This is a genomic window from Herbaspirillum sp. YR522, from assembly GCF_000282575.1.
GTDB lineage: Bacteria > Pseudomonadota > Gammaproteobacteria > Burkholderiales > Burkholderiaceae_D > Herbaspirillum.
In genome coordinates this window covers 1-26,005 of sequence record NZ_AKJA01000012.1, presented here as the reverse complement: position 1 = coordinate 26,005, position 26,005 = coordinate 1, and the positions used below count along the sequence as shown (strand labels likewise).

Genomic DNA, 26,005 nt, shown 5'->3' with positions numbered 1-26,005 from the left:
GGGGGGAGACAACTGATGAAAAAAATCGCTCGCACTTGCGCCTTGTTCGCCTTGACCACACCGTTGATGCACGCGGCCAATGCCCAATCCAGCGTCACCATCTTCGGCACCGTCGACGGCGGCGTGCGTTATCTCAGCAACGCCGCAGCCAATGGCGGCAGCAAGCTCTACATGGGATCGAACGGCTGGAACAGTTCCAACAAGATCGACATCGCCGGCAAGGAAGAACTGGGTGCCGGACTGGAAGCGCACTTCCTGCTGGAAAACGGTTTCAACCTGGCCACCGGCGCATTCGACAACACCACCAATACGCTATTCCAGCGGCAGTCCTTCGTCGGCCTCAAGGGCAATTGGGGCGCGCTCGACATGGGCCGCCAGTACACCATCTCGCATGACTTCATTTCCGACTACGACCCGTTCCATTTCAACTACACCTCGCTGATTCCGCTGACCCAGGCGTCGAGCGGCACGCGCTTTAGCAATGACGTGAAATACACCGGCGAATTCGGTGCCTTCAAGTTCGAACTCGAGAACGCCTTCGGCGAAGTGGCCGGCAGTACCAACGACGGCGCGGCGCGCGGCGTCGGCCTGCAATACTACGGCGGCGACCTCACGCTCGGCGCGTCCTACAACCGGCGCAGCGTGCTGGTGGGATCGACCTATCGCAACGAGGACTACTACCTGGCCGGCGCCGCCTACAAGCTCGGCAAGCTGGCCGTGTCGGGCGGCTACATGATCGACACCCTGGACCTGGCGTCCACCGCGCCCAATACCGTGGCGCGCAATATCTTCGGCGGCGCCAGCTATGCCTTCACCCATCAATGGAAGCTCACTGGCGGCTTCTACCGCACCACCTCTTCCACCGACCGCGCGCGCGGCAAGGACATGACCATCGTCGGCCTGGACTACATGCTGTCCAAGCGCACCAAGCTGTACACCGAAGTGGACTACACCAAGTACCACAATGCCGTGGTCTCGACCTTGAACACGGCGGGGGCGGCACGCCAGGTCGGCATGACGCTGGGCATCAACCACCGTTTCTAGCAGTGTTTCCTGCCGTGCCGCTTCGCTGGTGCGGCAGGTTTTTTTACAGGAGAAGTTCGCATGATCATCGATTGCCACGGCCATTACACCACCGCACCCAAGGCGCTGGAAGAGTGGCGCAACCGGCAGATCGCCAACCTGAACACGCCCGAACTCGGCCCCAAGCCATCGGAGCTGAAGATCAGCGACGACGAACTGCGCGAATCGATCCAGGCCAACCAGCTGCGCCTGATGCAAGAGCGCGGCGCCGACCTGACCATCTTCTCGCCACGCGCCAGCTTCATGGCGCACCACATCGGCGACCTCCATACCAGCCAGACCTGGGCGGCGATCTGCAACGAGCTGTGCTACCGGGTGTCCGAACTGTTTCCCGATCACTTCATCGGCGCGGCCATGTTGCCGCAGTCGCCAGGTGCAGATATCCGCACCTCGATCGCCGAGCTGGAACGCTGCGTCAAGGACTATGGCTTCGTCGGCATCAACCTCAACCCCGATCCTTCCGGCGGCCACTGGACCTCCGCGCCCTTGTACGACCGTTCCTGGTACCCGCTCTACGAGAAGATGGTCGAGTACGACATCCCGGCCATGATCCATGTCAGCACCAGCTGCAACGCCTGTTTCCACACCACCGGTGCGCACTACCTGAACGCCGACACCACCGCCTTCATGCAGTGCCTGAGCTCGGACCTGTTCAGCGATTTTCCGACGTTGAAGTTCCTGATCCCGCATGGCGGCGGCGCGGTGCCGTATCACTGGGGGCGTTTCCGCGGCCTGGCGCAAGAGCTCAAGAAGCCGCTGCTGCAGCAACATCTGCTCAACAACATCTTCTTCGATACCTGCGTCTACCACCAGCCTGGCATCGACCTGCTGACCAAGGTGATCCCGGTCGACAATGTGCTGTTCGCCTCCGAGATGATCGGCGCCGTACGCGGCATCGATCCCGAGACCGGTCATTACTATGACGACACCAAACGCTACATCGAGGCCGCCGCCCTGACCGACGACCAACGCCACAAGATCTTCGAAGGCAACGCCCGTCGCGTCTATCCACGGCTCGACCAGGCACTCAAGAACAAAGGACTGTGACCATGACCACCCCATTGATCAACCAGCTCGGCGTGGTCAAGCGCCATATCGACCGCGCCGACCAGCTCGCCGTGGAGCGCCTGGGCGAGCTTGGCGCGGCCACCGTGCATGAAGCGCAGGGGCGCACCGGCTTGCTCAAGCCGTACATGCGCCCGATCTACCCGGGCTCGGCAGCCTGCGGTACGGCCGTCACCGTCTTGCTGCATCCGGGCGACAACTGGATGCTGCACGTCGCCGCCGAGCAGATCCGCCCGGGCGACATCGTGGTGGCGGCGCTCACCGCCGAATGCACCGATGGCTATTTCGGTGACCTGCTGGCCACCAGTTTCATGGCGCGCGGCGCACGGGCGCTGGTGATCGACGCCGGGGTACGCGATGTGAAGGTACTCAAGGAAATGGGCTTTCCGGTATGGAGCCGCGCCGTCAGCGCCAAGGGCACCATCAAGGCGACCCTGGGTTCGGTCAACATCCCGGTGATCTGCGCCGGCGCGCTGGTCAACCCGGGCGACGTGATCGTAGCCGACGACGACGGCGTGACCGTGGTGCCCGCGCAGGACGCCATGCGGGTGGCGGAAGTGGCGCAACGGCGCGAAGACCTGGAAGGCGAGAAACGCGCCAAGCTGGCTTCCGGCGTACTGGGCCTGGACATGTACCAGATGCGCGAGCCGCTGGCTGCGGCCGGCTTGAAGTACATCGACTGAGCGCTGCGCGCGCAACGATGCGATGCCGTCCGGTGAATGCTGGATGGCATTTTTATTGGTGGCCGATCCGGCGCCTGCCGTGCCGTTGGATGCCGCTGGCGATTGGCCATTACAATAAGCGCCATCTTATGAATGGAGTTCATGAATGGCGCGTGAAAACTACAACGACCTGCTGGCCTTCGTGGCGGTGGCCAGGGAAGGCAGTTTCACGCGGGCGGCGGCCCAGCTCGGGGTGTCGCAATCGGCCTTGAGCCACACCATACGCGCACTCGAGACGCGGCTGGGCCTGCGCCTGCTGACCCGCACCACCCGCAGCGTGTCGGCCACCGAAGCGGGCGAGCGGCTGATGTCGAGTATCGCGCCCCGTTTTGAAGAGATCGAGGCCGAGCTCGCCGCGTTGAGCTCGCTCAAGGACAAGCCCAGCGGCACCATCCGCCTGAGCGCGGCCGAGCATGCGGCCAACACGGTGCTGTGGCCGGGCTTGCTCAAGCTGGCCGAGGATTACCCCGAGATCAATATCGAGATCTGCGTCGACTACGGCCTGACCGACATCGTCGCCGGCCGCTATGATGCCGGCGTGCGGCTGGGCGACCAGGTCGAGAAGGACATGATCGCCGTGCGCATCGCCCCCGACCTGCGCATGGCGGTGGTCGGCAGTCCCGGCTACCTGGCCGGCCGACGCCGTCCGCAGGAACCGGCCGACCTGGCCGCGCACGAATGCATCAACCTGCGGCTGCCGACCCACGGCGGCCTGATGAGCTGGGAGTTCGAACGGGACGGCCACAAGGTCAAGGCGCGGGTCGAAGGGCAATGGACCTTCAACAGCAGCGAGCCGATGCTGCGGGCGGCGCTGCAAGGCTTCGGCCTGGCCTACCTGCCGCACGACATGGTGCAAGCCCATGTCGCCTCGGGCGCCCTCAAGCACGTGATGAAGAGTTGGAGCCCGACCTTTCCCGGCTATCACCTCTATTACGCCAGCCGACGCCAGGCGTCGCCGGCATTCGGCCTGCTGGTCGAGGCGCTGCGCTACAAGGGACCGCATCCATGCTGAGCAGCATGAGCATGGGCACGGCAGGCGGCGGTGACGTAGCGCTGCTCAGTCGGTCACCACCGGGCCTGCCAGGTATTGCTCGTCGGTGACGTGCTCCATCCACTCGACGTTCTTGCCATCCAGCATCTCGGTGATGGCCACATGCGACATGGACGTCCTGTCGGTGGCCCCATGCCAGTGCCGGCGCTGGCATGGGCACCAGACCACATCGCCGGCCCGGATCTCGGTGCGCGGCCCGCCTTCGCACTGGGTCCAGCCGACGCCGTTGGTGACGATCAGCGTCTGGCCCAATGGATGGGTATGCCAGGCCGTGCGGGCACCGGGCTCGAAGGTGACGATAGCGCCACCGCTGCGGGCCGGGGCCTCGGCATTGAAGGCGCTGTCGATGCGCACCGCACCGGTAAAGTAGTCGGCCGGCCCCTTGGCCGAGGGTTGCGTGCCGTTGCGGCTGATTTTCATCATGCTCGATTCCTTGATGTGAATGGACTTGCCCGGGATAGGCGCGTCGATTGGGCGGCAGCGTGCGCTGGCCTGGGTCATGTCGCTCGCTGGCCTCCAGGTCGAATGCAGCAGATGCTACGCGCAGCGGATTGCGTTGATTAGTCCCATGAAACGGCATGCACCTATGAACGGCAGTCATTAATCGCGAATCGATCGCGAGCGCGAGGGTCGTGCTGGTGCGCCTGTGAGGCGCCGCGCATGGCCAGCCGGCGCAATATCGCAGGCGAAAAAAAGGCACAGCCTTGCAACAGGCTGTGCCTTGGGGTTCGCAGGCGCACCGGCAGCGGCACGCCGGGCGTCGTCAGGCCAGTCGCTTGACCCAGCCGAAGGTGTCTTCGGCGGCACCGCGCTGGATATCGAGCAGCGCATTCTTCAACTGCAGCGTGATCTTTCCGGCCTTGGCATCGCCGATCGAGAACTCGGAGGTGGCGCGCTTGACATGGCGGATCGGCGTGATCACGGCGGCGGTGCCGCAGGCGAACGCCTCGACCAGCTTGCCGCTGCGGGCATCGGCTTCCCATTGCTGGATGGAGTATTGTTCCTCGCGCGCTTCGATGCCCAGGCTGGCGGCCAGCTTGAGCAGCGAATCGCGGGTGACGCCGGGCAGGATGGTGCCGCCCAGGGGAGGGGTCTGGATGGTGCCATCCTTGAACACGAAGAAGATGTTCATGCCGCCCAGTTCCTCGACCCAGGTCTTGTCCCGGCTATCGAGGAACACCACCTGGTCGCAGCCCTGGCGTTGCGCTTCGGCCTGGGCCGCCAGGCTGGCGGCATAGTTGCCACCGCACTTGGCTTCGCCGGTGCCGCCGATGCCCGCACGCGAGAAGTTCTCGGACACCCACAGCGAAATACCGGAGTTGCTGTCCTTGAAATAGTCGCCCACCGGGCAGGCCAGCACGAAATACGAATATTCGGACGCCGGCTTCACGCCCAGCACCGCCTGGGTCGCGAACATGACCGGGCGCAGATAGAGCGACGAGCCACGCTCCTTGGGAATCCAGTCCTTGTCGATCAGCGCCAGTTGCTGCACCGATTCGAGGAACACCTCGACCGGCAGCGGCGGCATGGCCAGGCGTTCTGCCGACTTGGCAAAGCGGCTGGCATTGGCCTCGGGGCGGAACAGCGAAATGCCGCCGTCTTCCAGGCTATAGACCTTCAAGCCCTCGAAGATCTCCTGGGCGTAGTGGAACACCAATGCGCTGGGCGGGATGGTCAGCGGCGCGTACGGGGCGATCTGCCCGCCATGCCAGCCGTCGGCCACGGTATAGCGCGCGCTGGCCATGTTGGCCGAGAAAACGCTGCCAAAACCGGGGTTCTGCATGGCGGCCGCACGCACGTCGGCAGGAGTTTGGACAGCTTGCTGGGTGGAAAAGAAATTTTGGGTAGTCATTGCCAATAACATCATCGAGAGAGGAATCGGGGAGCGAAGCGCATCGCCCAGATGGCAAGGATACCGGTTTACCTGCCGGCAGGTAAATTTCGGATTGTCGGCAGGCGGGAATACCCCGGTTTTCAGCGCAGGACGGGGCCACCGGGCGAGGCAGGGGAGGCCGGAGCGGGGCCAGTCGGCATCGGCAGGGAAGGGGCTCGGCCCAACAGAGCCGCGCGGCACGAACGCGCCACGATGTTATTCGTCGACCGCAACCCTGCGGATTGCCCGCGCCATCATCGAATTGCTGACGTGATCGTTGTATTGCGTGCCGGTACAGAAGAACTGGTTCCAGGCATAGAGCGAATCGATCGAGAATTTCTCGCCGGACCAGTAACATCCCTCCTGAAAGCATTCCCGCCGGTTGGCCAAGAGCAGGGCCAGCTCGCGCCGGGTGGGCAGATCGCCGCCGCGTTCGAGCGACCATTGATGAGCCGCTTGCCAGCTGACCCGGCTGGCCTCGCCGGGAAGCAGGATAACGTGATGCGACCGATGCTCGCCGGTGCCGAGGATCAACCCCGCGTAGCGCTCGCCGTGGCCGATGGCCACCGGCATCTTATCCAATAGGATCATGACCTGCTCCGTCCAAATGACTCGTTCTCATGGCGATGAGTGACGACACTCGAAACGAAGTTCCCGCATGCCGACCGGCCGGTCGTCGCCGGCCATCCGGCCATCCGGCCATCCGGGCGCGCGGCGCCCGACATGGTCCACGACGATCATCCGTTGCAGCGGCAAACGCTCCAGGCTACTGCGTTGTTAGTACTCTGCACTGGGACGGCGACGAAACCTGTCGTACCAGGCGTCGAGCCGCGCGTGCTGATGTCCGAACGGCAGGTCGAACCTCTCGCGTGCGGTCTGGAAGATCGTGAACGTGGTGCAATCCGCGATGGTAGGCAAGCTACCTGCAAGAAAATCGTTTTCGCCAATTTCACTTTCCAGCACATCGAGCAGTTCGGTCACATACCGGCTCAAGCGGTCGGTCGCCTCCGGGGAAGGAGAGGCCTCCTTCGCGGGAAACGCTCCGGTACGGTTCCATAACCACAGCTGGCCGCGCGCGACCAGGTCGTTGCCAAGCCGCTCAAGCGAACGTACGCGCGCACGTGTGGCAGGGTCGGTGCCGATCATAGGCCGCTCGGGATGAAGCTCTTCCAGGTATTCGACGATGGCGGCCGACTCGGTGATGGCTATTCCCGAATCGGTGACCAGGCTCGGCGCACGGCCTGCCGGATTGAGGGCGAGATAACGGGGAGAACGGTGTTCACCGTTCTCATAGTCGAGTTCGTAGCGCGGGATATCGATGCCCTTTTCAGCCAGGTAAATGATGACGCGGCGGGGATTTGTGCCCTTGCGGAATTGATACAACAGCATTTTTCGCTCTCCGTAGGTTTGTTGGTTACGAATGTATACTGTCGTCTGGGCACCCGCAAGACGGCACATTTTGGTGCCTTGGGCACACGGAGGATACCAATGGCTGACACATTGCATGGTCGCGACTATGAGCAGACCCCGAAGGGGCCACGACTCAAGCCGTGCGCGCCGCACGATGTACTGGCGCGGCTAGGTGACAAGTGGACCATTCTCACCCTCTTGCTGCTGTCGATCGTTCCTGGTCACAGGCTGCGGTTCTCGGAAATCAAGAACGGCATCGAAGGAATTACCCAGCGCATGTTGACCGTGACGCTGCGAAACCTGGAGCGCGACGGCTTCCTCATCCGGCACTGCTACGCCGAGGTGCCGCCGCGCGTGGAGTATGAACTGACCAGCATGGGCCAGGATTTATTGCCCGCGCTGCATGGATTCACCGACTGGATCAGGCAACACTGGCCACTGATCGTCGATGCACGGCGCGATTTCGATAAGTCGCATCCCGCGGTGGACAACAAATCGCGGGACGATCGATAGCCCACCTTCGTTACGTGACCGACGTACCTGGCGTGCGGCTGGCTAGTCGGCCGGGAAGCAGGCCAACGGGATACGCTGCGCCAGCCCCTCGTATTGACCACGCTGCACGACTTCGTTAGGATGTGTATCATCAAAAGATATGTCGTAACGTCTGATGATACAACAAATACTAACTACGCCAATCAAGACAACCATGATGAAAATACTGATGACAGCAGCGTCTCGTGACCTCCGTCGGGTCGCCACTGCGAAGTTGACGGCCGTATTAGCGGTCACGTTCGGTTTGATGACGCCACCGATGATGTCCTTGGCGCAGGCTGCGACGCCCAATATCTTCACGGCGCCTCCAACCGAATCGAAGCCCCCGGCGGCAATCACGATCCGGGTGGGTGAGATGATCGATGGCGCTGGCGGCGTGCGCAAGAATGTCATCGTGAGCGTCAAGGGATCGACCATCGATGACATCGAAGACGACGACGGGCGGCGCCAGGTTACCTATAGCTTTCCCCGTTTGGCGCTGCTGCCGGGCCTGATCGATACCCACGTGCATATCGACTCCCACTTCGGCAAGGATGGCCGCGTCGCCAATCCACTGGAGGCGCCGGCAACGCGCATCATGTACGCCTATGAAAACGTCTATAAGGACTTCATGGGCGGCTTCACGACCTTGCAAGGCTTGACCTCGCCATCGATCGGATCGCCGTCCGACATCGACCTGCGCGACGCCATTGCGCGGGGCGAACTGCCGGGGCCGCGCATCGTGGCCTCGGTCGATCTCATCAATGAGCGCTCGGGCACGCCCGACGACATCCGCAAGAAGGTAAGGGAATCGGTCGCCAAGGGGGCCGACCTGATCAAGTTGTTTGCGGCAAAGAGCATCCGCGAGCGTGGCGAGAAGACGATGAGCGACGAACAGATCGCCGCGGCCTGCCAGGAAGCGCGCGCCCTCGGTAAACGCACCTGGGTGCACGCGCAGAGTGCCGATTCGGTCCGGGCGGCGGTGCTGGGTGGCTGCAATGCGATTGCGCACGGCAGCTTCGCCACCGATGCCGAGTTCCGCCTGATGGCCGAGCGCGGCGTGTACTTCGAGCCCGATATCGGCCTGGCAGGGCATAACTACCTGCAGAACAAGGAGCGCTTCCTCGGTACGTCCAATTACACGCCCGAGGCATTCAAGCTGCAGGAAGAATCCATTGCGCTCAAGCTCGCCATGTTCAAGAACGCCATCAAGCACAAGGATCTCAAGATCGCGTTCGGAACCGACGCCACTGCCGGTTGCCACGGACGCCTGGGCGAAGAGATTGTCTACCGCGTGCAGACAGCAGGGCAGCCGGCCATGGATGCGCTGGTACAGGCCACTTCGGTCCCGGCCGAAGCGATCGGGCTGGGTGAGCGTATCGGCCGTATCCGTAAAGGCATGGAGGCCGACCTGATCGTGGTGGACGGCGATCCGTTGAAGGACATTACCGCCATCACCCGAGTGCTGTTCGTCATGAAGGGCGGCAAGATATACAAGGACCTCGCCGCCGATACGGCTCAGGTGACGCAGTTTGCCTTCAAGCCGGCGAACCGGTAACTGCCAAGTCGCCAGTTTGCCGGCACCGGCCAGGAGGGGCAGGGTGGGGCAACCTTGTGGCGAACTGAGCCCATCGATGATGCGATGACTAGATGACGCACGCCCGGTCTGCCATTGGCAGGCTGGGCTGTTGCATCCCGGCATGTCATGAGGAGCAGGGCGATGCTGGACCGGATGCCGATTCCTGCGTGCTGACGGAACCCTTCAAGATGAATTTTCCTGCCGGGCGGGGTGTCACGGGCAGGCTGGAAGTAGCGCCTGCGCGAACTTTGGCTTGTTAGAATGACGCCACGCCGCCGCTGTCCGACCAGCATTGACCCGGCGAGCGACGAGGGAGAATAACAAGATGAAGATTCCCACGACGTACCTCTGCGCGGTGTTGATGCTGCTGGCGGTGACATCTGCGGCGGAAGGGGCCGACCAGGTCTATTCGGACCTGTCGTCCCAGCCCACCGGCCTGGTGCGTTTCCATAGCGCCGACCCCAAGAGCAAGTGGGACCTGGTGCATCGGCGCTATGGGACCGGCCGTACTGCCATCTGGGGCACCTTGTCGATGCCGGCCAGCCTGCCGGGCAAGGTGCCTGCGATGGTGATTTCGCACGGCTCCAACGGTGTCGACAAGAGGCTGTTCGAGCGCTGGGCGAAGGTATTCAATGCCATGGGAATCGCTGCCTTCGTGGTGGATTCCTTCGCGCCACGGGGCGTGAACGGCACGATGGAAGACCAGACCTCGCTGAGTCCGGCGGTCAACGACGTGGACGCGCTGTTCGCGCTGAAGCTGCTGGCCACCGACCCGCGCATCGATGCGCAGCGGATCGGCATGATCGGTTTTTCACGGGGTGGCACGGTAGCGCTGGACATGGCCATGGAATCGTTTCGCAAGGGTGTCATCGACGATGACCTCCGGTTTGCGGCACTGGTCGCCTTTTACCCGGGATGCTCCCAGGTCTGGTGGGAGGTTCCGGCGCCGGCCTTGACCGGCGCGCCGTTGATGCTGGCGCTGGGCGAGAAGGACAACTACACGCCGGCGCAGCTATGCCTCGATTTCGTGCCGCACATGCAGCAGGCCGGGCAGTCGGTGGAAGTCCACGTGTATCCGGATGCGTATCACGACTTCGACAATACGGAAGCCTATTTCAAGTACCACGCCGGTGCCACGTCGGCCAACAAATGCCCGCAGGTCTTGTTCGACAGCCGGCATGGAAGCTATTACAGATTGGCCAGTGGCGAAAAGTATGCCTCGTTGAAGGCAGTCCAGGACGAACTCAAGACCTGCATGATCCGCGGTGTTTCCAGTGGCGCCAACCTGCAACAGGGGGCGCGCTCGGTAGAGGATGTCAGGGCTTTCCTGCAGAAGGCGTTTCATCTTCAGTAGTGCCGCACGGGGGCGGGTGGCGGGCGGCTATCGATTTACAACAAGCATGCGAATCTTAAAGGGGAGAGGAATATGGGATTGATGGTTAAGCCGGTTTTAACCGGAATCGTATTCGTCGCGGGGCTATTGGGAAGCAGTTCCTGCTTTGCCGACGCACAGTGGATATGCGCTAAAGGAAAGTCCGATATTCCACCAGGCCATTATGTTCAAGAGATAGCGAAGGACCTTAAGACATGCCCTATACCTAGCCAGCACATGATGATCCAGAAGATAACGGCGAGCAGCTTCTGGATGTGTAGCGTCGGAGATGTTGGGGCTCCTCCCGGATATGTCATCAATCAAGTGAGCAAGGTGTCAAGCTGCGGGTGCAGGGAACCTATGTCTCGTCCCAACGGCGAGCCGTTCTGTGCGAGTGAAGTAAATGGAAAGCTACCGGGTTGGCCGCTAATTAGTGTTAATAAGCTGCCATAACTATTCAGCCCGCGATGAGAGATCCACTTCGATTCTCGGTGCTTCACGATTTAAGTCGTCAATCACATTGAATATTGAGTACTGCGATTACTTTTTGGGCGTGCTAGGCGGACATTGAGCTGCTTTACATCCAGCCTGGCCAGCCACTGCAGAATGCTAATGTGGGTTATATAAAGTAGCGTCAAGAAACAAGCCAGCTTAGAAATATTTTCATTTTTTCCCCTTTATTTATTCTTGATGAGCTGAGCATAGCATGATGATTTGATAATGCACCAGGGTTGACAGAATGGTATTTTTTGCGATTACCTCGGTGATATGCTGTATGCATGAACAGTATTATTCCTGATGAACTGGATCCTTCGATTTCGTCACCGAGCGGATTTGCTGCACACGGCACTACCTACGGCGCCAGTGTCAGCTGGCACGGTCGACGCAGAATACCTGTGGCCGTCAAGCGGCTAAAGGAGCGTGGAGTCCGTCTATCGAGGCACGAGCGTGATCGGCAAGACCCGCTCATTGGTGAACTGGTGGTGTTACGCATGTATGAGCGGAACATGGAGCAGCATTCGATGGCGAGGCTTTTGGAGCGAGACGGCAAAGGTTTTTTGACCATCAAAGCCCAACTCGGGAATCCAACGATCTTCGCTGCTGATGAGCGTGGGCTGATCCTCTATGGTCATGAGCTGCGGCAATTACCAGGCCAGGATTTTTCAGCCCCTTATCTGCAAGCCTGGCTGTGTCAATTTCGTTAGCGTAACAATCTTGGCGATTGCGTCGTACCGTCGGATAGCTGAGCCGGCAGCGCCTCCGAATAGGTCGATCAATTTGCCCATCCGACACGAAATAGTACGTTTCGTCACTGCGAAATGTGGTGTTTTGAGGTGACGAAACAATACATTTCGTTTGCCGAACTCATAAAAACTGTTAAACACATGTTATATTTTTGTCGTACCGTTTAAACGGTAAAAGAAAACGGCTCCGAATCGCGCTAACGAATCGGAGCCGGTAAAGCCCTAGCTTATAGAAGTGTCAAAAGCGTGGTTGCCAATACGACCGCCATGCCATGATCAATCGCTACATCTAGTTTAACGCCGCTCAGCGTGACAGTGATTTGAATCATTTTGATGCCCTCACTTTCTAGGGCAGCTTTGCAAAAGCGGCCCCTTCATCGAAGGGGCCGCTTTTGTTTTGTGCCCCGGGTACTAATGTAACTGCATTTATATCCAGTTGCCTAATTGCGGGCATTTGGTGTCATCTGAATTAACCTACTTGGTTATTTATTCAGAGGTAAGGGCCTAAGAATCGTTGTAATGTGACTACAGTCGCATTTGTACAAATGTCTAAGATGAAAAAGCCCGCTTTAAGCGGGCTTTTTTTATATTGGCAGAGGGAGTGATTGAATCCTCGACAACCACAAATTCAACGACCATTTTTTGACACGTCATTTTACATAATACAAATTATGCGAAATCACAGAAAATCAAACGACATTGCAAAATTACCTTCGGGAAACAATTTCGCGCCTCCCGACACTCATCCGTGTTACCGCAAAATGGAGACCTAGCCACCGAAAAACGTCCTGCCTACAACATCCCCCGCAGCTCAATATCGACAAGACGCCAAACGGCTGACCAAAGCCGCCTAGGCTGCCATCCCTGCATCACGCCACCTGCCGGACGGGCACCGCCGCCGTCGACAAGCCGGCAGCGTCAATCAGGGCTCGTGTGTAAGGGTTCTTCGGTGCCTCCAGGATTGCCTGGGCACGCCCATATTCGACGATATTCCCGTTCCTCATCACGATGACCTCGTGCGCCATGGCCTGAATCACTTCCATGTCATGCGTGATCAGGAAGTAACTGAGCCCATGCGTCTTCTGCAGTTTCTGCAGCAAGGTCAGCACCTGTTTCTGGATGGTGACGTCCAATGCGCTGGTGGGTTCGTCCAACACCAATACCTCGGGCCGGGTGATCAGCGCCCGTGCGATGGCGATCCGCTGGCGCTGGCCGCCTGAAAACTCGTGCGGATGCCTCTCCAGCAGCCCCGGAAACTGCTCGTGCGACAATCCGACCGCAGCCAGCATCTCCAGTACCCGCAAGCGGCGCTGGCCGGCATCGAGATCCGGCTCGTGAAACGCCAGCGCTTCGCCGACGATGTCCTGCACGTTGCGGCGCGGACTCAGCGATGCGTAAGGATCCTGGAAGACAACCTGGATACGGCGGCGCAAGGCCTTTTTACCTTCGAAACCCGCCGCCTTCGCGGCTTCCCAGCTGGAGCCGCAGATGCTGATCTCTCCCTGCGCCCGCAGCAATCCCAGCACAGCCTGCGCCAGCGTAGATTTTCCGGAACCGGATTCGCCGATGATGCCCAGCGTCCTCCCTGGAGCAAGCTCGAAAGACGCGTCCTGCACTGCATTGAAATAGCGCTGCCTGAACAGCTCGCGGAAGGAGGCAGCCGGCAGACGGTAGTCCACCCGCACATGTTCGGCGCGCAGCACACGCCTGTCGTCGTGCGTTTGCTCTTCGACCAGATCGCGTACCGGCCGGCTATCCAGCAACTTGCGGGTATAGGGATGCTGTGGACGATGCAGCACCGCCGCGACCGCGCCCTGCTCCACCAACCGTCCGTTCTGCAGCACCACCACGCGGTCGGCGAAGCGATGAACCAGGTTCAAGTCATGGGTGATCATGAGCACTGCCATGCCGCGCGAGCGCTGCAGCTGCTCCAGCAAATCGAGGATCTGCAGGCGCAGGCTGACGTCCAGCGCAGTCGTGGGTTCGTCCGCAATCAATAGCCGCGGCTCGCTGGCCAGCGCCATGGCGATCATCGCACGCTGCCGCTGGCCTCCGGAGAGCTGGTGCGGATAGGCCCGCGCGCGGCGCTGCGGCTCCGGGATTTCGGTCTCGGCCAGGCGTTCCACCGCCTTTGCCCAAGCCTCGCGTGACCCCAGTCGGTGCTTGACCCGGTACACCTCGGCAATCTGTTCGCCCACGGTATAAAGCGGATTGAGCGCGGTCATCGGCTCCTGGAAAATGACCGCCACGTCACGCCCGCGTACGGCCGTCAGGTCGCGCTCGGGCAAGCTCGTCAGGTCGGTTCCGTCAAAATCGATCCGGCCGGACAGCCTGGCACCGGGAACCAGCCTGAGCGTGCTGAGCGCGATGACGCTCTTGCCGGAGCCCGATTCGCCGACCAACGCCAGCTTCTCGCCGGGCTTGATGTCGAAGGACACCCCGTGCACCACCTGCCGGGCGCCGAAATGAACGTTCAGGTTGTCGATCTTGAGCAGGCTATCGGAAGCGTTGGACATAGGCGTCTTTCAAATGCGGGCGGCAGCACTGCCGCAGGGAATGCACTAGATGCGCGCGCAGGATTGCCGCAGCACCAATTCGGTAGGCACTTCGATGCTGCTGAAATGCCAATCTTCGCGCCGCTGCAGGCGCTGCAACAACAGCAGCGCCGCCTCGCGGCCCAGTTCATAGGCGCAATAGCGGATCACGGTCACGGCCGGCTGCACCAGCTCGGCCAGCTCGCTGTCGTTGGTCGTGATCAGGGACAGGTCTTGCGGTATGCGCACACCGCGTGTGCGGCAAGCCGAGAGCACACCACGCAGCAAGTGGCGTCCCAACGCGAGAATCGCCGTCGGCGGTTGCGGCAGCGAGAGCAGTATCTGGGTCTGGCGCAAGCCGAAGGCATCTTCGGCGATGCGGTCGTCGATGCGCAGCAGCGCTGGCACCGGCGCCACTCCCCGCTCCTTATGGGCGTCGTCAAAGCCGCGCAGGCGATCTCGCCCGACCCGGTTATGGCGGCCGCCGGACACCAGCGCGATGCGGCGATGGCCCAGGTCGAGCAGATGGCGGGTCGCCGCCAGCGTACCGCCGTAATGGTTTGCCGTGACCGCGCCGGCGGTCGGCACGTCGACGTCCCGCTCCAGCATGACAACCGGAAAACGGGCACGCGTGAGGCTGTCCAGCACTTGCGCATGGCGCTCGTCGGTGATGGTAAAGATCAGCCCGTCCGCCTGGCGCTGGCCGAACAACTCGATCAGGCTGCACTCCTGTTGCGGACGGTCGTTGCTGCTGCCGACGATCAACAGGTAGCCGGCCTCGGTCAACACGTCCTCGGCGCCCTTGATCATGGAGGCATAAAGGGGATTCTCCAAGTCGGAGAAAATGAAACCGACCATGCGCGTGGCCTGGCCACGCATGTTCTTGGCCACCATGCTGGGACGCCAGCCCAGCGTGCCGATCGCCTCCCTCACCCTGGCCCGTACCGCCGGGCTGACATTGGGTATCTCATTGACCACGCGCGAGACCGTACCGATCGACACGCCGGCAAGCTGCGCGACGTCGCGTACGGTAGGGCGGCCACGGTCCTCTGACACGGGGCGCGGCGGCAAAAGGGAGTTGTCCGAAGAGGCCATGTAGGTGGTGATGAAGGTACGCAGCCAGATAGGCCAGGCGCAATGGAATCGAGGTGCTTCATGAAACGTTTCATATCCTGCCATAGGCCCGGACGCGAACACAAAGGACCTTTTCTACTTAGTTAATTACATTAATCATCAGTACCACCATCATCGGCCCGCATTTGCTTATACGGGGATCGAATTAGCCTGGATTGCACGCCGCCCGCGGCATCGCGGCTAAGCGTGGCAATCGCATAAGCAAGCATGGAAACATTAGTTTTTGGTCGCTTGATGAATCGTTATCATCCGCCCATCACGTCCACCACGATGGACTCTCATGGAGCAAAAGATGACGATTCACGTCCCCAGCCGCCGCGTTCTTCTCGCCGGCCTGGCCGCATTTGCACTGGTGTGCAGCTTGCTGCTGCCGTCCTTGTCGCAGGCGCAGGCGCCACTGCAACCGAAGCGCGGCGGCACCCTGCAAGCCATCGTGCAGCCCGAGCCACCGGTGCTGACCAACGCATTCAATACCAGCTTCCCCATCGGCGTGGTCGCCACCAATGTGTTCGATGGCCTCATCACCTTCGACGAGCAGCAGCGCCCGCAGCCCAGCCTTGCGACCAGCTGGACCATTTCGGAAGACGGCAAGACCGTCACCTTCAAATTGCGCCAGGGCGTCAAATGGCATGACGGGCAGGAGTTCACCTCGGCCGATGTCCAGTTCAGCGCACTGGAAATCTGGAAGAAGATCCATCCCCGCGGACGCAATACCTTCGCCGCGATCCAGGCCGTGGATACCCCGGACAAGTACACCGTGGTGTTCCGCCTGGCGCACCCGTCACTGGTGATCTTCAGCTCGCTCAACGCCAACGAGGGCCAGATCCTGCCGCGCCATTTGTACCAGGGCACCGACATCCTGAAAAATCCCTACAACCTCAAGCCGGTCGGCACCGGGCCATTCCGCTTCAAGCAATGGCAGAAGGGGCAGTACATCGTGCTCGAACGCAATCCCGACTACTGGGACGCCGGCAAGCCCTATCTCGACCGCCTGGTCTTCCGGGTGATTCCTGACGCCAGTTCGCGCGCGGCGGCCCTGGAGACGGGCGATGCGCAATACGCCCCGTTCGACCAAGTGCCGCTGTCCGACGTCAAGCGCATCGCCGCCCTGCCCGGCCTGGCGGTCAGCCTGGACGGCTATGCCTGGCAGTCTGCCTACGTGTTCCTGGAATTCAACCTGCGCAATCCGGTCCTGCAGAACCTCAAGGTGCGCCAAGCCATCGCGCACGCGATCGACAAGCAGGCGTTGATCGATACCGTCTGGTATGGACTGGGCAAACCGGCGACCGGCCCCATTCCGTCCAGCCTGAAGGCGTTCTACACCGCCGACGGCGTGCCGCAGTACCACTTCGACGTCGCTAGGGCCGAGAAGCTGCTCGATGAGGCCGGCTATCCGCGCAAGGCCAATGGCGTGCGCTTCAAGCTGAACCAGGAATACCAGAACTTCCATGAAGCCTTCAAGAACAACGCCGAATTCATCCGCCAGGCCCTCAAGCGCGTGGGCATCGACGTCGAGATCCGCAACCGCGATATCGCCGGCCATCTCAAGGCGGTCTATACCGACCACGACTTCGACATCAATACCGGACGCTGGGTACCCACGCTGGATCCGGAAGTGGGCAGCTTCCGCCACTATTGGAGCAAGTCCATCGCACCCGGCGTGGCATGGACCAATGCCTCCAATTACTCCAATCCCAGGTTCGACCAGCTGATCGAGGCCATTCGCGTGGAACCCGATGTGAAGAAGCGCACCGGGCTCTTCCATCAGTTCCAGCGCCTGGCGGAAACGGACCTGCCGGTGATCCCGCTGATCGAACAGGCCAACTTCACGGTTTACAGCAAGGCGGTGCACGGCTTGAGCAAGGCGCCCGACGGCGCGCTGTCTTCGCTCAAGAACGTCTGGCTGGACCGCTGACCCCAACTTGCAGGAAGGACATCGAATCATGGCGAAAGAACTCGAAGGCCGCGTGGCACTGGTCACGGGCGGCAGCAAGGGAATCGGCCTGGCGGTCGCGCGTCGCTTGACCCAGGAAGGCGCCCGTGTGGGAATCGTCTCGCGGTCGCAGCAAAACGTGGATGCGGCGTGCCGCAGCCTGGCAGCCGAAGGGCTGCAAGTCCATGGCCTGGCGGCCGACCTGCTCGACGCCGGCGCGGCAGCCGCGGCGGTGGAAACCCTGGAAAGCGCGCTCGGGCCGGTCGACATCCTGGTCAACAGCGCCGGCGCCGCCCAACGGTACGCGCCGGAAAAACTGACGCCGACGCTGTGGCAGCAGACCTTCGACGCCAAGTTCTACCCCAGCCTGCATGTGCAGCACTTCATCCTGGAGCGCCTGGCCGAACGCGCCACGCGGCGCACCGGCAATGAAGAAGTGGGTGCCATCGTCAACATCATCGGCACCGGTGGCAAGCAGCCCACTAGCACCCACCTGGCCGGTGGCGCGGCCAATGCGGCGCTGATGCTGGCCACCGTGGGCCTGGCTTCGCACTACGCGGCGCTGGGCATCCGCATCAACGGCATCAATCCCGGCTTCACCCTGACCGGTCGCATCGAACAGGCGCTGCGGCTCGAATCGGAGCGCCGCGGCATCACCCGCGAGCAAGCGCTGGCAGAGGGCCAGGCGGCGATCCCGCTGGGCCGCTACGGCCGCCCCGAAGAGGTCGCCGAAGTGGCACTGTTCCTGGCCAGCCCGCGCGCAAGCTACGTGGTAGGCGCGCTCGTGCCGGTACACGGCGGCGCCGGCCCTGTGATCTGAACCGCATCCTCCCAAGAGGCCCTTGATGTCTTCTTCGATTCTTCACTATATCGGCCGGCGCCTGCTGCAACTGATCCCCATCGTGTTGCTGATCGTGCTGGCAACCTACATCCTGATGCGCCTGGCGCCGGGCGACATGGCCGACGTCATGGCCGGTGAATCGGGCGCGGCCACGCCGGAATACATGGCGCAGCTGCGCAGCCAGTTCAGCCTGGACCTGCCGGCCAGCACGGTCTTTGTCAACTACCTGCGCAACCTGCTGCACCTCGACCTGGGCTATTCCTTCCGCAACGGCATGCCGGTGGCCGAGCTGATCGCCGATCGCGTCGGCCCGACCCTGGTGCTCATGCTCAGCAGCATCACCATTGCAGCCGTCGGCGGCATCGCGCTAGGCGTACTGTCCGCGCGCTACCGGGGCAGCTGGCTGGACGAGGCGATCTCGGCTTTCTCCACGATCGGCTTTGCTACCCCGGTCTTCTGGGCCGGCCTGCTGCTGATCGTGGTGTTCTCGGTAAACCTGCGCTGGCTGCCCTCGGCCGGGATGAGCAGCATCGGCGGCCCGCCGGCCACCAGCCTGGAGGGCCTGCTGGAACGATTGAGGCACCTGGTGCTGCCGGCCTGCACGCTGGCCTTCTTCTATCTCTCGATCTACGTGCGCATCACGCGCTCGGCGATGCTCGAGGTGTATGGGCTGGATTTCGTACGCACCGCGCGCGCCAAGGGCCTGTCGGAGATGCGTATCGCGTTGCGCCACGTGCTGCGCAACGCCCTGCTGCCGGTGGTGACGCTGACCGGGCTGCAACTGGCGTCGCTGCTGGGCGGCTCGATCGTGATCGAAACCATCTTTTCCTGGCCGGGGCTGGGCCGGCTGGCATTCGATGCAGTCTTCCAGCGCGACGTCAACCTGCTGCTGGGGGTTTTCCTGTTCAGCTCGCTCCTGGTGGTGCTGATGAACCTGCTGGTCGACATCCTCTACGCTTTCCTCGATCCCCGCATTGCCACAGGCCGCTCATGAACTCTCCCATCCTCTCCCCGCTGGTCCGCCTGCAGCGCCTGGTGCGCCCGCTGGGCGGCTCCCGCCCCTTGCTGGTAGGGGGCCTGATCCTGGCGTTCGTCCTGGCGGCGGCCTTGCTGGCCAACTGGCTGTACCCGCGCGATCCGCTGGACATCGTCGCCGCGGCCAACCTGTGGCCGGGCGCGCCGGGCCACTTCCTGGGTACCGACATGATGGGGCGCGACATGGCCTCGGGCCTGGTGCACTCGGCCGGCGTCTCGCTCGCGGTGGGCTTCTTCGCCGCGCTGCTGTCGGTGACCATCGGCATCGCCGTCGGCCTGGTGGCAGGCTATTGCGGCGGTTGGGCCGACGAGGCGTTGATGCGCGGCACCGAGATGTTCCAGACGCTGCCCAGCTTCCTGTTCGCCATCGTGCTGGTGGTGATCCTTACGCCATCCATCGCCAGCATCATCTTCGCCATCGGCATCACGGCGTGGCCGCAGATCGCGCGCCTGGTGCGGGCCGAGGCGATGCGGGTGCGCAATGCCGACTACGTCACGGCGGCGCGCACCATCGGCCTGCCCGGTGGCCGCATCCTGCTGCGCCATGTCCTGCCCAACAGCCTGGCGCCGGTGGTGGTGGCGACCTCGGTGCTGATGGCCAACGCCATCCTGACGGAAGCCTCGCTGTCCTTCCTTGGCCTGGGAGACCCCGGCGTCATTTCATGGGGCAGCATGATCGGCATGGGACGTTCGACGCTGCGCACCGCCTGGTACATGACCGCCCTGCCCGGCGCGGCGATCTTCGTCACGGTGATCAGCTTCATGCTGCTGGGCAATGGCCTCAATGATTATTTCAACCCGCGCCTGAAGCAAGGCAACGACTGATCCCGATGACGACTCCAGACACAGTACCTCCGCCGCAAGCGCAATCGGTGCGGGAAGACCTGGCGGCTGCACACCGGCTGGCGGTGTGGCACGACCTGACCGAGGGCATCTATAACCACCTCAGCGCCGCCGTTCCCGGCCACGACGACCGCTTCTACGTGCCGCCCTTCGGCCTGCACTGGAGCGAGGTGCGCGCCAGCGAGTTGCTCACGGTCGGCTTCGACGGCCGGATCCTGGACGGGGAAGGCATCCTCCAGCGTTCTGCCTATTGCATCCATGCGCCCATCCACGCGTCCCACCCCAGGCACGCCGTGATACTGCACACCCATATGGCCTATACCAGCGCGCTGGTGCGCCTGCAAGACCAGCACCTGCATGCGCTGGGCCAGACCGAGGCACTGCTGATCGACCAGATCGCCTACGACGAGCACTACGATGGACTGGCACGGGAACCCGCCGAAGGCGAACGGCTGGCCCGGATACTCGGTGACAAGACCATCCTCTTCATGGCCAATCACGGCGTACTGGTGACCGGACGCACCGTGGCCGAAGCCTACGACCGGCTGTATTCGCTGGAGCGCTATGCCCGCGTGCACATCCACGCCCTGTGGACCGGCCGCCCCACCCGTTCGCTGACGCCGGCCCAGGTGGCCAAGGTGCAGGAGCAGATCCGCCATACCGCCCTGCACAGCGGCACCGCCGGCAAGCCGGCCCATCAACTGCATTTCGAGGCTTTGCGCCGCTTGCTTGACAAGCGGGAACCGGACTACCTCTCATGAGCAACCAGGAACGCGCCAGGGAGCTGGTGTCGGCGGCCCACCGGCTGGCCGGCGAATTCGCACAAGGCGCCGCGCGCCGGGACGCACGGCGCGAGCTGCCGCAGGCCGAGATAGAGACATTGGCCCGTCATGGGATCCTGGCGGCACGGGTGCCGCGGGAGTTTGGCGGGATCGACCTCTGCCTGGCGGAACTGAGCGATATCTTCGTCGTGCTCGGAAAGGCCGATCCCAACATCGCCCAGGCCATCCAGCCGCATGCCTGCGGCGTCGAAAAGATCCGTCTCTACGGTACGCCGGAACAGAAACGTCGCTATTTTGCGCTGCTGCTCGAGGGCGCGATGATCACCAATGCCTCCGCAGAAAAAGGCGGGGCGACGGTGGGCGAGATCCGCGTGATGCTCTCGCGCCAGGCTGCTGCCGGCGGCTGGCGGCTTGACGGCGACAAGCACTACTGCACGGGCAGCCTGTTCGCCAGCCACTTCTATTCGCTGGTGCGGCGCGACGACGGCGGCCGCAGCATCGCCCTGTTGCCCCGCCAACGGCAGGGAGTAAGCGTGATCGACGACTGGGACGGCATGGGGCAGCGCACCACCGCCAGCGGCACCGTGCGCTTCGAGGGGGTGCACATCGCCGACGACGAGCACATGCCGCTGCCGCCATCCGGAACGCTGCGCACCCACGAAGGCGCGTTCGCCCAGGTGCTGCACGCCGCCATCGACGTCGGCATCGCGCTGGCCGCCTTCGAGGACGCCGCGCGCTATGGTAGCCAACGCGCGCGCCCGGTGCCGGAGGCCGGCGTCGCCCGCGCCGGCGACGATCCCTACGTACAGCAGGCCGTGGGTGAAATGGCGATGTTGGCACATGGCGCCCAGGCACTGCTGGAGCGCGCCGCGCGCTCGCTGGACGCCATCCTGCCCGCGGCGCTGGCCGGCAGCGCGACCGAGCAAGAACTTGGCGGCGTATCGATCGCCGTGGCCGAGGCCAAGATGGCCGCCAACGATGCCGCCCTGCGCGTGAGCGAGATGCTCTATCGGGTCGGCGGTGCCAGCGCGACCTCGCGCAGCCTGAACCTGGACCGCCACTGGCGCAATGCGCGCACCCACACCACCCACGACCCGGTGGCCTACAAGGCCAAGGCGGTGGGTGACTACTACCTCAACGGCAACCTGCCGCCCATCACTTCAAAGATCTAGACGTCAAATCCACCATGACCGATACGACACGTCCGCCGTCGTCGCTGCCCGCCACCAGCCCGTTGGGGCAGGCGCTGACGCAACCCCTGCTACTGGGACTGTTTCTGCCCATCCACAATGGCGGCTGGACCATGTCCACCCTGCCGCGCGCGACCCACTGGAGCTTCGATTACAACGCCGCGCTGACCCGCCAGGCCGAGCAGCTCGGTTTCGAGCTCGCCTTCGGACCGGCCCACTGGCTCGGCAAGGGCGGCTTCGGCGGCGAAACCAGCTACCGCGAGACCTCGCTGGACGCCTTCATCGCCACCAGCGCGCTGGCCGCGATCACCAGCCGCATCTTGCTGATCTCGACCATCCATATCCTCTACGGCCCCTGGCATCCCCTGCACCTGGCCAAGTTCGGCGCGACGCTGGATCACATCGCCAAGGGCCGCTGGGGCCTCAACATCGTGACCGGCTTTCGCAAGGATGAATGGGCGATGTTCGGTCAGCAACAGATCGCGCACGACGACCGCTACCAGATTGCGAACGAATTCGTGGACGTACTCAGTAGGCTATGGTCCGCCACCGAGAACCTGGATTACGAAGGCAGCCGTTGGCAACTCAAGCACGCATTCGTCACGCCAAAGCCCCAGTATGGCCGCCCGATCCTGGTCAGCGCCACCAGTTCGGCCGCCGGCATCGCCAGCGCGGTACGCCATTCCGACCTGATCTTCATCACCAGCCCGGTGGGGGCGCGTTTCGAGAAAGCCATCGAAGCGCTGCCGGAGCTCAATGCCCGCGTCAAGCGCGAAGCCGCCGCCGTGGGCCGCGACGTACGCACGCTGATCAATCCCATGATCATCTGCCGCGACACCGAGCGCGAGGCGCGCGAGGTCTACCAGGCCATTTTGGCGCGGGCCGACCATGGCGCAGTGGAAGGCTTCTTCCACTCCCATGCCACCGGCGACAGCCAGTCCTGGCGGGGCCATGAACGCGATGAGCGCACCGTGGGCGGCAATATCCAGCTCATCGGCACGCCAGAGCAGATCGTCGACCAGCTCAAGCAGCTCAAGGCGGCCGGCTGCGACGGCATCCAGATCTGCTTCTTCGACTATGAACCCGAACTGGCCTACTTCGGCCAGCGCGTCATGCCCCTGCTGGAGCAAGCCGGCCTGCGCCATCCCGTGGCACAGATACCGGCCTCTTCGCATGTCAACCCTCTCGCCGCCCTCGCCACCTGACGCCATGACCCAGATTCCAACTCCTTCCGCCCTTCCCGTTCCCGCCTCCACGCTGGCCGCCTGGCTGCGCGACGGCGACGAGATCGCGCTGGTCGACGTCGGCGAAGCCGGCCAATTCGGCGAGGGCCACCTGCTCCTGGCCGTCAACCTGCCATACAGCCGCTTCGAGCTGGACCTGCCGCAACGGGTGCCGCGCCTCGATACGCGGCTGGTCCTGGTATCCGAAGACGGGGAACTGGCGCAGGCTGCCGCCTCTGCTGCGCTGTCGCTGGGCTACCGCGCCGTGCATTGGCTCGAAGGCGGCACCACGGCCTGGCGCGGGCAAGGCCTGAAGACCTTCCAGGGCGTCAACGTACCCAGCAAGGCGTTTTCCGAATTCGTCGAGAAGCTCTACCACACCCCGGACATCGAACCCCGCGAGCTAGCCATGCGCCAGCAGGCCGGCGAGGACCTGGTGCTGCTGGATTCACGCACGCTGGAAGAACACCGACGCTTCCACGTGCCGGGCGCCATCAGTTGCCCCGGCAGCGAGATCGTCACGCGCTTCGCCGACCTGGTATCGTCGCCCGACACGCTGGTGGTGGTCACCTGCGCCGGCCGCACGCGCGGCATCATGGGCGCCCAGAGCCTGATCGATGCGGGCGTGCCCAACCGGGTGCTGGCGCTGGCCGGCGGCACCCAGGGCTGGCGCCTGGCGGGATTGGAACTGGAACGCCAGCCGGCGCAGGAAAGCAGGCTCGCATCGCCCCAGGCCAACGAGGTGGCGCGCAAACGCGCCGCCGCACTTGAAGAAAAGGATGGCCTGGCCCGTATCGAACTGGACACGCTGCGCCAATGGCAGGCCGATGAGAAACGTACTACCTTCGTCTTCGACATCCGCACCCGCAGCGAGTACGACCAGGGGCATTGGCCAGGGGCGGCCTGGGTGCAAGGCGTGCAACTGGTTCAATGCCTGGATGAATGGGTCGCGGTGCGTCATGCCCACGTGGTGCTGGTCGATACCGACGGCAGCCGGGCCGCCATTACCGCGCACTGGCTGCAGCGGCTGGGGGTGGAGGTCGCCTTGTTCGCGCCGCCCACCGAAGTCGCACAAGCGCTTCCCACGGTTTCGGCAGTGGCGACGCCCACGCGCCGCTGGGAACAGGTCGCCGCGCTGAGCCCGGAGACGGCCCGCCAATGGGTACAGGGCGGCGCGCTGGTGCTGGACGCCGGCAGCAGCGAGCGTCATGGGCAGGCCCATCCGCAAAACGCACGCTGGGTCAACCGCTCGGCGCTCTCCCCCGAGCTGCTGTCGGCCGCCGTGGCGGCCGGGAAAGTGGTGGTCCTGGCCGATCAGGACGGCGTCGCGCAGCTGCTGGCGCTGTCGCTGTCGCAGCTGCTGGTCCCGGACCATGCTGGCCTGCAGATCGCGATCCTGCCCGGTGGGCTGGAAGGCTGGCAGGCGGCCGGATTGCCGCTGGCTGAACATCCGGAACTGCCGCCACGCGCTCGGCGCATCGATTACCTGTTCTGGCTGCACGACCGGCATGCCGGCAACGCCGAGGCCAGCGCCGCGTACCTGCAATGGGAAGCCGACCTGCCTGAGCTGGTAGGCAATGCAGCGCAAGCCGGATATCGCTTCTAGGCACGAAATTGCCACCTGGCCATCCCTATCGTCCATCACCAGGTCGATGATCGACCTCCAAGACCATGACAATCCTTTCCGATGCCCTGCTGCAGCGCATTACCGAAGGCGCCGCCCAACGCGACGCCCAGCGCGAGCAACCGTTCGACCTGATCAATGAAATCAAGGCCACCGGTTTCGGCGCCCGCCGCCTGGCCAGCCATCACGGGGGCGGCGGCGCCAGCCTGGTGCAAACCTTCGACGCGGCCATCGCCCTGGCCGAGGCCGATCCCAATATCGCGCACATCTGGCGCAACCATCACGTGGCCATCGAACGTATCCTCAACACACCGTCACAGCATCCCGCGGTGGTCCGATTGCGCGCGCGCGTGCTGGCCGGCGAAATGATCGGCGCAGCCAATACCGAACTTGGCCAGGCGCAGATCGGTGGCGGTGGCCCGTTTGCCAGTCGGCTGGTGCGCAAGGACGGGGGTTATGTACTCAATGGCAAGAAGTTCTACTCCACCGGTTCATTGTTCTCGGACTGGCTGTATATCCCGGTCTCGCTGGAAGACGGCACCCGCGTGATTGCCATCGCCCCCAAGGACCGCCCCGGCCTGGAAACGGTCGACGATTGGTTCGGCATGGGCCAGCGCCTGACGGCAAGCGGTACTACACTGCTGAACAATGTGGACATCGCCGATGATGAAGTTCTGTTGCCGGGGGACATACCGGCCAAGCAGGCTGTGTTCGGCTCGACCATCGCGCAATTGTTCCTGACCGCCGTCATTGCCGGTGTCGTGGCGGCAATTGCGAGAGACGGCGCCACGCTTCTCGGCAAGCGCAAGCGCAATTACTACTACGCCCCCACTTCCGCGGCGTCGGACGATCCGATCCTGCTGTCGGCCTTGGGGGAGCGCGAAGCCGATGCCTTTGCCACACGCGCCATCGTGCTGGCTGCCGCGGCGGTAGCCG

24 protein-coding genes are annotated in these 26,005 nt (G+C 63.1%); 17 read left to right on the top strand and 7 right to left on the bottom strand.

Going from position 1 to position 26,005, the window contains the following annotated elements:
- Window positions 1-15 precede the first annotated feature (15 nt).
- From PMI40_RS01665 to PMI40_RS01650, 4 genes are all read left to right on the top strand, one after another.
- Complete coding sequence (locus PMI40_RS01665) at window positions 16-1,044, top strand: porin (RefSeq protein ID WP_008111457.1); 1,029 nt, start codon at window positions 16-18, stop codon at window positions 1,042-1,044.
- Between the two features lie 60 nt (window positions 1,045-1,104).
- Window positions 1,105-2,130, top strand: a complete 1,026-nt coding sequence (locus tag PMI40_RS01660) for an amidohydrolase family protein (protein WP_008111454.1) — start codon at window positions 1,105-1,107, stop codon at window positions 2,128-2,130.
- Window positions 2,131-2,147: 17 nt separating this feature from the next.
- On the top strand, window positions 2,148-2,831 hold the full coding sequence (gene ligK, locus PMI40_RS01655) for a 4-carboxy-4-hydroxy-2-oxoadipate aldolase/oxaloacetate decarboxylase (RefSeq protein ID WP_040501541.1): 684 nt from the start codon (window positions 2,148-2,150) through the stop codon (window positions 2,829-2,831).
- A gap of 145 nt (window positions 2,832-2,976) precedes the next feature.
- Window positions 2,977-3,882, top strand: a complete 906-nt coding sequence (locus PMI40_RS01650) for a LysR family transcriptional regulator (protein WP_008111450.1) — start codon at window positions 2,977-2,979, stop codon at window positions 3,880-3,882.
- A gap of 45 nt (window positions 3,883-3,927) precedes the next feature.
- On the opposite strand, the gene PMI40_RS01645 is transcribed toward PMI40_RS01650, so the two are convergent.
- The 4 genes from PMI40_RS01645 to PMI40_RS01630 all read right to left on the bottom strand — a co-directional run bounded on the left by PMI40_RS01645 (window position 3,928) and on the right by PMI40_RS01630 (window position 7,183).
- On the bottom strand, window positions 3,928-4,341 hold the full coding sequence (locus tag PMI40_RS01645; protein WP_193365664.1) for a cupin domain-containing protein: 414 nt from the start codon (window positions 4,339-4,341) through the stop codon (window positions 3,928-3,930).
- Between the two features lie 343 nt (window positions 4,342-4,684).
- Entirely contained in the window at window positions 4,685-5,773 is a 1,089-nt protein-coding gene (locus PMI40_RS01640; RefSeq protein WP_008111447.1) for a branched-chain amino acid aminotransferase, read from the bottom strand.
- Window positions 5,774-6,010: 237 nt separating this feature from the next.
- A complete protein-coding gene (locus tag PMI40_RS01635) occupies window positions 6,011-6,367 on the bottom strand; it encodes a DUF1566 domain-containing protein (protein ID WP_238540874.1) in 357 nt (118 codons plus the stop codon).
- Between the two features lie 204 nt (window positions 6,368-6,571).
- The gene (locus tag PMI40_RS01630; protein ID WP_008111445.1) at window positions 6,572-7,183 is read right to left on the bottom strand and encodes a glutathione S-transferase family protein; all 612 of its coding nucleotides are present in this window, start codon (window positions 7,181-7,183) and stop codon (window positions 6,572-6,574) included.
- Window positions 7,184-7,282: 99 nt separating this feature from the next.
- On the opposite strand from PMI40_RS01630, the gene PMI40_RS01625 reads away from it, so the two are divergent.
- Window positions 7,283-7,717 carry a helix-turn-helix domain-containing protein gene (locus PMI40_RS01625; RefSeq protein ID WP_008111444.1) on the top strand — a complete coding sequence of 145 codons (435 nt, stop codon included), beginning with the start codon at window positions 7,283-7,285 and terminating at the stop codon, window positions 7,715-7,717.
- Window positions 7,718-7,759: 42 nt separating this feature from the next.
- On the opposite strand, the gene PMI40_RS23640 is transcribed toward PMI40_RS01625, so the two are convergent.
- Window positions 7,760-8,056 carry a hypothetical protein gene (locus tag PMI40_RS23640; protein WP_157221423.1) on the bottom strand — a complete coding sequence of 99 codons (297 nt, stop codon included), beginning with the start codon at window positions 8,054-8,056 and terminating at the stop codon, window positions 7,760-7,762.
- Between the two features lie 55 nt (window positions 8,057-8,111).
- Between PMI40_RS23640 and PMI40_RS01615 the strand changes: the two genes are divergently transcribed.
- The 3 genes from PMI40_RS01615 to PMI40_RS23635 all read left to right on the top strand — a co-directional run bounded on the left by PMI40_RS01615 (window position 8,112) and on the right by PMI40_RS23635 (window position 11,891).
- Window positions 8,112-9,293 (top strand): amidohydrolase family protein, encoded by a 1,182-nt coding sequence (locus tag PMI40_RS01615; RefSeq protein WP_040501529.1) that lies wholly within the window; start codon window positions 8,112-8,114, stop codon window positions 9,291-9,293.
- A gap of 346 nt (window positions 9,294-9,639) precedes the next feature.
- Window positions 9,640-10,668 carry a dienelactone hydrolase family protein gene (locus tag PMI40_RS01610; protein WP_008111442.1) on the top strand — a complete coding sequence of 343 codons (1,029 nt, stop codon included), beginning with the start codon at window positions 9,640-9,642 and terminating at the stop codon, window positions 10,666-10,668.
- 797 nt (window positions 10,669-11,465) lie between these two features.
- Complete coding sequence (locus tag PMI40_RS23635; protein ID WP_157221422.1) at window positions 11,466-11,891, top strand: hypothetical protein; 426 nt, start codon at window positions 11,466-11,468, stop codon at window positions 11,889-11,891.
- Window positions 11,892-12,799: 908 nt separating this feature from the next.
- Here PMI40_RS23635 and PMI40_RS01600 read toward each other — a convergent pair.
- Together PMI40_RS01600 and PMI40_RS01595 are read right to left on the bottom strand one after the other, a co-directional pair.
- Window positions 12,800-14,446, bottom strand: coding sequence for an ABC transporter ATP-binding protein (locus tag PMI40_RS01600; protein WP_008111441.1), 1,647 nt, complete (start codon window positions 14,444-14,446; stop codon window positions 12,800-12,802).
- A 45-nt stretch (window positions 14,447-14,491) separates the two neighbouring features.
- Window positions 14,492-15,520 carry a LacI family DNA-binding transcriptional regulator gene (locus PMI40_RS01595; RefSeq protein WP_040501537.1) on the bottom strand — a complete coding sequence of 343 codons (1,029 nt, stop codon included), beginning with the start codon at window positions 15,518-15,520 and terminating at the stop codon, window positions 14,492-14,494.
- A gap of 370 nt (window positions 15,521-15,890) precedes the next feature.
- On the opposite strand from PMI40_RS01595, the gene PMI40_RS01590 reads away from it, so the two are divergent.
- From PMI40_RS01590 to PMI40_RS01550, 9 genes are all read left to right on the top strand, one after another.
- Window positions 15,891-17,513, top strand: a complete 1,623-nt coding sequence (locus tag PMI40_RS01590) for an ABC transporter substrate-binding protein (protein ID WP_008111439.1) — start codon at window positions 15,891-15,893, stop codon at window positions 17,511-17,513.
- Between the two features lie 28 nt (window positions 17,514-17,541).
- Entirely contained in the window at window positions 17,542-18,351 is an 810-nt protein-coding gene (locus PMI40_RS01585; protein ID WP_008111437.1) for an SDR family oxidoreductase, read from the top strand.
- Between the two features lie 25 nt (window positions 18,352-18,376).
- On the top strand, window positions 18,377-19,366 hold the full coding sequence (locus tag PMI40_RS01580; protein ID WP_008111435.1) for an ABC transporter permease: 990 nt from the start codon (window positions 18,377-18,379) through the stop codon (window positions 19,364-19,366).
- Window positions 19,363-20,232, top strand: coding sequence for an ABC transporter permease (locus tag PMI40_RS01575; RefSeq protein WP_008111433.1), 870 nt, complete (start codon window positions 19,363-19,365; stop codon window positions 20,230-20,232). The genes PMI40_RS01580 and PMI40_RS01575 overlap by 4 nt, the downstream gene beginning before the upstream one ends.
- 5 nt (window positions 20,233-20,237) lie before the next feature.
- Window positions 20,238-21,011, top strand: coding sequence for a class II aldolase/adducin family protein (locus PMI40_RS01570; RefSeq protein ID WP_008111432.1), 774 nt, complete (start codon window positions 20,238-20,240; stop codon window positions 21,009-21,011).
- Window positions 21,008-22,204 (top strand): acyl-CoA dehydrogenase family protein, encoded by a 1,197-nt coding sequence (locus PMI40_RS01565; RefSeq protein ID WP_008111431.1) that lies wholly within the window; start codon window positions 21,008-21,010, stop codon window positions 22,202-22,204. Before PMI40_RS01570 ends, PMI40_RS01565 begins: the two co-directional genes overlap by 4 nt.
- Window positions 22,205-22,218: 14 nt before the next feature.
- The gene (locus tag PMI40_RS01560; RefSeq protein ID WP_008111430.1) at window positions 22,219-23,427 is read left to right on the top strand and encodes an LLM class flavin-dependent oxidoreductase; all 1,209 of its coding nucleotides are present in this window, start codon (window positions 22,219-22,221) and stop codon (window positions 23,425-23,427) included.
- A gap of 4 nt (window positions 23,428-23,431) precedes the next feature.
- Window positions 23,432-25,051 carry a rhodanese-like domain-containing protein gene (locus tag PMI40_RS01555; protein ID WP_008111429.1) on the top strand — a complete coding sequence of 540 codons (1,620 nt, stop codon included), beginning with the start codon at window positions 23,432-23,434 and terminating at the stop codon, window positions 25,049-25,051.
- 65 nt (window positions 25,052-25,116) lie between these two features.
- Window positions 25,117-26,005: hypothetical protein (locus PMI40_RS01550; RefSeq protein ID WP_008111428.1), on the top strand; the 889-nt coding region annotated here is incomplete at its 3' end.

Coding starts and splice junctions, on each gene's coding strand:
- PMI40_RS01665 (WP_008111457.1), top strand. CDS start 16: ATGAAAAAAATCGCTCGCACTTGCGCCTTGTTCGCCTTGACCACACCG.
- PMI40_RS01660 (WP_008111454.1), top strand. CDS start 1,105: ATGATCATCGATTGCCACGGCCATTACACCACCGCACCCAAGGCGCTG.
- PMI40_RS01650 (WP_008111450.1), top strand. CDS start 2,977: ATGGCGCGTGAAAACTACAACGACCTGCTGGCCTTCGTGGCGGTGGCC.
- PMI40_RS01645 (WP_193365664.1), bottom strand. CDS start 4,341: ATGAAAATCAGCCGCAACGGCACGCAACCCTCGGCCAAGGGGCCGGCC.
- PMI40_RS01640 (WP_008111447.1), bottom strand. CDS start 5,773: ATGACTACCCAAAATTTCTTTTCCACCCAGCAAGCTGTCCAAACTCCT.
- PMI40_RS01635 (WP_238540874.1), bottom strand. CDS start 6,367: ATGCCGGTGGCCATCGGCCACGGCGAGCGCTACGCGGGGTTGATCCTC.
- PMI40_RS01630 (WP_008111445.1), bottom strand. CDS start 7,183: ATGCTGTTGTATCAATTCCGCAAGGGCACAAATCCCCGCCGCGTCATC.
- PMI40_RS01625 (WP_008111444.1), top strand. CDS start 7,283: ATGGCTGACACATTGCATGGTCGCGACTATGAGCAGACCCCGAAGGGG.
- PMI40_RS01615 (WP_040501529.1), top strand. CDS start 8,112: ATGATCGATGGCGCTGGCGGCGTGCGCAAGAATGTCATCGTGAGCGTC.
- PMI40_RS01610 (WP_008111442.1), top strand. CDS start 9,640: ATGAAGATTCCCACGACGTACCTCTGCGCGGTGTTGATGCTGCTGGCG.
- PMI40_RS23635 (WP_157221422.1), top strand. CDS start 11,466: ATGAACAGTATTATTCCTGATGAACTGGATCCTTCGATTTCGTCACCG.
- PMI40_RS01600 (WP_008111441.1), bottom strand. CDS start 14,446: ATGTCCAACGCTTCCGATAGCCTGCTCAAGATCGACAACCTGAACGTT.
- PMI40_RS01590 (WP_008111439.1), top strand. CDS start 15,891: ATGACGATTCACGTCCCCAGCCGCCGCGTTCTTCTCGCCGGCCTGGCC.
- PMI40_RS01585 (WP_008111437.1), top strand. CDS start 17,542: ATGGCGAAAGAACTCGAAGGCCGCGTGGCACTGGTCACGGGCGGCAGC.
- PMI40_RS01580 (WP_008111435.1), top strand. CDS start 18,377: ATGTCTTCTTCGATTCTTCACTATATCGGCCGGCGCCTGCTGCAACTG.
- PMI40_RS01575 (WP_008111433.1), top strand. CDS start 19,363: ATGAACTCTCCCATCCTCTCCCCGCTGGTCCGCCTGCAGCGCCTGGTG.
- PMI40_RS01570 (WP_008111432.1), top strand. CDS start 20,238: ATGACGACTCCAGACACAGTACCTCCGCCGCAAGCGCAATCGGTGCGG.
- PMI40_RS01565 (WP_008111431.1), top strand. CDS start 21,008: ATGAGCAACCAGGAACGCGCCAGGGAGCTGGTGTCGGCGGCCCACCGG.
- PMI40_RS01560 (WP_008111430.1), top strand. CDS start 22,219: ATGACCGATACGACACGTCCGCCGTCGTCGCTGCCCGCCACCAGCCCG.
- PMI40_RS01555 (WP_008111429.1), top strand. CDS start 23,432: ATGACCCAGATTCCAACTCCTTCCGCCCTTCCCGTTCCCGCCTCCACG.